General features: G+C 56.5%; 7 protein-coding genes. 1 reads left to right on the top strand and 6 read right to left on the bottom strand.

The window, feature by feature from the left end; all coding sequences use genetic code 11:
• Positions 1-58: 58 nt before the first annotated feature.
• From KGA88_RS00240 to KGA88_RS00230, 3 genes are all read right to left on the bottom strand, one after another.
• Positions 59-1,273 carry a class I SAM-dependent methyltransferase gene (locus tag KGA88_RS00240; protein ID WP_110661860.1) on the bottom strand — a complete coding sequence of 405 codons (1,215 nt, stop codon included), beginning with the start codon at positions 1,271-1,273 and terminating at the stop codon, positions 59-61.
• A gap of 131 nt (positions 1,274-1,404) precedes the next feature.
• Positions 1,405-1,767, bottom strand: coding sequence for a hypothetical protein (locus KGA88_RS00235; protein ID WP_110661859.1), 363 nt, complete (start codon positions 1,765-1,767; stop codon positions 1,405-1,407).
• A gap of 2 nt (positions 1,768-1,769) precedes the next feature.
• A complete protein-coding gene (locus KGA88_RS00230; RefSeq protein ID WP_110661858.1) occupies positions 1,770-2,048 on the bottom strand; it encodes an ogr/Delta-like zinc finger family protein in 279 nt (92 codons plus the stop codon).
• A gap of 300 nt (positions 2,049-2,348) precedes the next feature.
• On the opposite strand from KGA88_RS00230, the gene KGA88_RS00225 reads away from it, so the two are divergent.
• Entirely contained in the window at positions 2,349-2,774 is a 426-nt protein-coding gene (locus tag KGA88_RS00225; protein WP_181432118.1) for a helix-turn-helix domain-containing protein, read from the top strand.
• A 144-nt stretch (positions 2,775-2,918) separates the two neighbouring features.
• Here KGA88_RS00225 and KGA88_RS00220 read toward each other — a convergent pair whose 3' ends face one another.
• The 3 genes from KGA88_RS00220 to KGA88_RS00210 all read right to left on the bottom strand — a co-directional run bounded on the left by KGA88_RS00220 (position 2,919) and on the right by KGA88_RS00210 (position 4,312).
• Positions 2,919-3,275: a putative holin gene (locus KGA88_RS00220; RefSeq protein WP_110661856.1), complete on the bottom strand. Its 357-nt coding sequence runs from the start codon at positions 3,273-3,275 to the stop codon at positions 2,919-2,921.
• Positions 3,262-3,564 carry a helix-turn-helix domain-containing protein gene (locus KGA88_RS00215; RefSeq protein ID WP_110661855.1) on the bottom strand — a complete coding sequence of 101 codons (303 nt, stop codon included), beginning with the start codon at positions 3,562-3,564 and terminating at the stop codon, positions 3,262-3,264. Before KGA88_RS00215 ends, KGA88_RS00220 begins: the two co-directional genes overlap by 14 nt.
• Before the next feature lie 130 nt (positions 3,565-3,694).
• Positions 3,695-4,312 (bottom strand): TPM domain-containing protein, encoded by a 618-nt coding sequence (locus KGA88_RS00210; RefSeq protein WP_103394533.1) that lies wholly within the window; start codon positions 4,310-4,312, stop codon positions 3,695-3,697.
• Positions 4,313-4,375: the final 63 nt, after the last annotated feature.

The following is a 4,375-nucleotide window of genomic DNA, read 5'->3' as shown; positions in this document are numbered from 1 at the left end:
TTGCTGGCGATGGCGATTTTGAGGACGCCATCGCCAGCAAGCCGGCTCCTACAGGGAGTCAGAGGTAGCCGTCAGCGCGCAGCAGGGTTTCCAGGCAATGCTCGCTGATGTGGTAGAAATCCTTCAGCTCCTGAATCTTCGCCAGCAACTGGGCCGGGTCCACCGGTTCAGCGCGCTTGACCGCCAGGATCATCTTGTTCTTGTTGGTGTGGTCCAGAGAGATGAACTCGAACACCTTGGTCTCGTAGCCGCAGGCCTCAAGGAACAGCGCGCGCAAACTGTCGGTGACCATCTCGGCCTGCTGGCCCAGGTGCAAGCCGTATTGCAGCATCGGCTTGAGCAGCGCCGGGCTCTGGATTTGCAGGCGGATCTGTTTGTGGCAGCACGGCGAGCACATGATGATCGAGGCGCCGGAACGGATGCCGGTGTGGATCGCATAGTCCGTGGCGATATCGCAGGCATGCAGGGCGATCATCACATCCAGCTCGCTCGGCGCCACGCTGCGCACGTCACCGCACTTGAACACCAGGCCGGGGTGTTCAAGCTTGGCCGCAGCGGTGTTGCACAGGGTGACCATGTCTTCACGCAGCTCGACGCCGGTCACTTCGCCATCGGCCTTCAAGGTATTGCGCAGGTAATCGTGGATGGCGAAGGTCAGGTAACCCTTGCCCGAACCGAAGTCCGCCACACGCACCGGTTTGTCCAGCGCCAGGGGTGACGAAGTCAGCGCATGGCTGAACACTTCGATGAACTTGTTGATCTGCTTCCACTTGCGCGACATCGCCGGGATCAGCTCATGCTGCTTGTTGGTCACGCCCAGGTCGGCGAGAAACGGCCGGCTCAGGTCAAGAAAACGGTTTTTCTCACGGTTGTGCTCGGCCGATGGCACTTCGCGCAATTGCTGAGGTTTGCTCTTGAACAGCGATGACTTGCCCTTTTTGCTGTATTCGAGCTGGGCTTCGTCGGTCAACGACAACAAATGCGCATTTTTGAACGATGCGGGCAGCAACTCGGCAATACTCGTAACACCTTCGGCCACCGGCAGGTTCTTGGTGATATCGCGAGTCTTGTAGCGGTAGACAAAAGACAGGCAAGGCTGCGTCTTGACCGTCACCGGCTTGATGATGATCCGCTGCAGGTCCGTTTCATCGCCCACGTACTTGGCCAGCACCAGCTTGATGAACGCATTGTGCTCGAGGCTGGTTTGCAGCAGGTCGATGAACTGGGCGTGGTGATCCGGCGCGAGGCTGGCGGGAGTGGCGGTGACGGACATGGAAAAACGGCCTCAGGCGATGCAAATCGAAGAATGCCGGTATTTTAAGGGGGACGAGGACTTTGGGCACGGGGTTATTTTGTGGCAGGTCCCAGTCAGCAGCCCAGGACCTCAACACAATCGTTGAAACCTCAGGGTTCCACTACGCGAAGCTTGCGGTTGTTCGGTGAGTTGATGATGTGTTTGACAATCAACCCCACTGGCACCGCCCAGGTCAGGCCATTGGCCGGGTCAGTCACCACGGCGACCGTTTCGGAACTGGCATCGATGTCCAGCCGCCGACGGTCGTTGTGCGACTTGAGTACCCCATAGGCACGGCTGACCAGCCTTTCCGCCAGGTGCATCGGTACATCCATATTCTGCAAATGCTTCACCGCCCGACAAAACAGGACTTGATCGTCGATCCCCCCTTCACTTTCATGACGCCCCAGAAACGCCTGGGCGATGGCCAAAAGCTCCTCATTCATATCTGCATGTTCATCGATAACCATCATGCTCACGTCTCCTGCGGCACGTCTGTCGTGGCAGGACTGACTGCCACGGGCCGGGCGTCACGGCGCAAATCAGGTCCGGCGCAAGGCAGGCGTACGGCCGGGTTGGGCATGCCGCTGGGCGAAAGTTCATGGGTCATTTCAAATTCGGCACGCACGGACCAACCGCAAGCTTCCGACGTGCATTGCAAATACGCCACCCGCAGGAAAATATGCCGGCCTTCGCTGGTGCGGATGCGCATCCTGCTCAAGCAGTGCGGGCACACCATTTTATAAGTACTCATGCTTGAATCCCGGCGGTCATCGGGTGGCAATCAACCTGATCAAACGCAATACTGCTTAAGTCGTTCATCGTGGCGCTCCGGACTTGCGAACAGTGTCTGCCAGACATAAGGAAGTGCATCGGGCGGACGCGTAATGGGAACGAGCCATGCTCGTAGGAAATCACCCTGATACCATTAGGAAGTTTCGACATCGTATTCTTCTGACTCATCTTTGATGATTGATTACTTACAAGAAAAAAAGTACTCATTACGCATAAATTAGGCACTCAAAAAGCATATGTCAAAAGGAAGAGGCTCAAATTGCGTAGCAAAAAATCACAAGCTGTTCTGGCTCGCCTGAAGCAAGTTACCGGCACTAAAACCGATGCTTCTTTATCCTCCGCGCTACAGATCAGCCCGCAAACCCTTAGCAGCTGGAAAGGCCGCGACAGCACACCATACTCATTATGCGTAGAAATCGCTCAAACCCGGGGAATCTCCCTTGACTGGCTGCTGCTGGGCGAAGGTCCGGTTTTGCGACAAACAGTTACTGACACTTCGGAGGCCAATCAGGAAAGCACAACACGGGAAAACACCATTCTCGCGATCTGGCGGCTGCTCGACGAAGATGATCGCTGCGCCATACAAAACGCACTCGAGGAAAAGCAACGACTGCGCGACATGGAACTCAGGCTTTCCGAAATGGCCGCTATTCTGGCAACACTTAATCCTGTAAATGAAACTTGATGAAAGATGTAATCCAAAGTTTCATTGCTGCAAGAAGTACTACGGGCAACAGGCAGAAATGCGCTGAAAACACGACAATCTGAACGCACCGATCAAGTGAGCCAGGCTCGCCCCCCCACACCAAGGCATCTCTTTCACGGACCATCATCTTCGCCCTCTCAGGTGGCGAATGATTTCGCCGATACCTGCACCATCGATCCATTGCATGAGTTTGATACTGATAGGAATAACGATCAGCGCGCAAAGAAAGGCTGTTACACCTTCTGTCAGAAATGGCACCAGCGGATGTGCGGCAGGCGTAAAGAGGTAACCGACACCCGCAGACAGCAACCAGGAACCGATGCGCTGCCAGGTCTTGAAGTTAGTGCGAGTGGTGGTGACCAGCCACGCGCCGAGCATTGCACCGAACAGTACCTCGCCATTAACCACTGGCAGGGTCGCAATCCCCATCCCCAACATGAGCCCATTGATACCGTTGTAGGCCGAATCAGCCACGCTCATGTGCACCTCGCGCAACGACCGAGTCCACGATGATCGCGCCCGACTCGATCGCTTTGAGCAATGCGCAAGTGCGAGAGCTGACGTCGAACTTTCGGCGAATATTGGCGAAGTGAAAATTGACGGTGGATTCCGTGCAATTCTCGATCCTGGCGATTTCCCAGGAGGTTTTACCTTTGAAACACCACATCAGGATTTGTGTTTCTTTCGCCGTCAGTTTCGCCTTCGGTGTACTTGCCTCTGCGCCACGAGTTGCCCGTGCCAAAGAGTCATTCGATTGTTGGGGTGCCATAAGAATCCCTCTTCTTGGGAACACCCGTCGCTGGGCGTCCACTGTTAGAGAGAAATACTGACGACAAGGCCAAACCCGGACAATTGACGGGAGTTGTAGCGGCGAGCGCTACATAACGCCACGGCAAGACTTAGCCGAGCACTACCAGGCGGTTCGGCAACTCATTGCGCACATGGGTCACGGGCACATGCACCTTGAGCAGTTCGCCACAGGCTTCGACGCAGCTGACAAACCCTTGCAGCGTTTGCCCCTGCTTCACTTGCTGGGTGAACGTGGCGACGATGGCGTCCCAGTTCTTGTTGTCCAGGCGACTGGAAATCCCTTCATCCACCAGGATCTCCACATAACGCTCGGCCTCGGAGACGAAAATCAGCACGCCGGTGCTGCCTTCGGTGTGGTGCAGGTTCTGCTCCAGGAACTGCCGGCGCGCCAGGTTCGAGGCGCGCCAGTGACGCACCGAGCGCGGGATCAGATGGGTGGTGACTTTCGGCAGGCGGAACACCAGGCACAGCACGATGAAGATGGCCCATTGCACCAGCAGCAGGCTGTGCATGGTCAGCCAACCGGTAAGGTAGTGCACGATGCCCGGCACCAGCAGCGCCAGCAGGCTGGCCCACAGCAACGGGATGTACGCGTAGTCGTCGGCACGGGCCGCGAGTACGGTCACCAGCTCTGCATCGGTGTCGCGCTCGACCCGGGCGATTGCCTCAGCGACTTTGCGTTGTTCGTGTTCAGTCAGTAATGCCATGTCGTGAATTGCCTGCTCATTTTTATTATCACCAGCCGCCGGACGAACCACCCCCGCCGAAAC

Origin of the sequence: Pseudomonas sp. A-R-19 (assembly GCF_019956575.1) — a bacterium.
GTDB lineage: Bacteria > Pseudomonadota > Gammaproteobacteria > Pseudomonadales > Pseudomonadaceae > Aquipseudomonas.
This window is presented reverse-complemented; position numbering and strand designations above follow the sequence as displayed.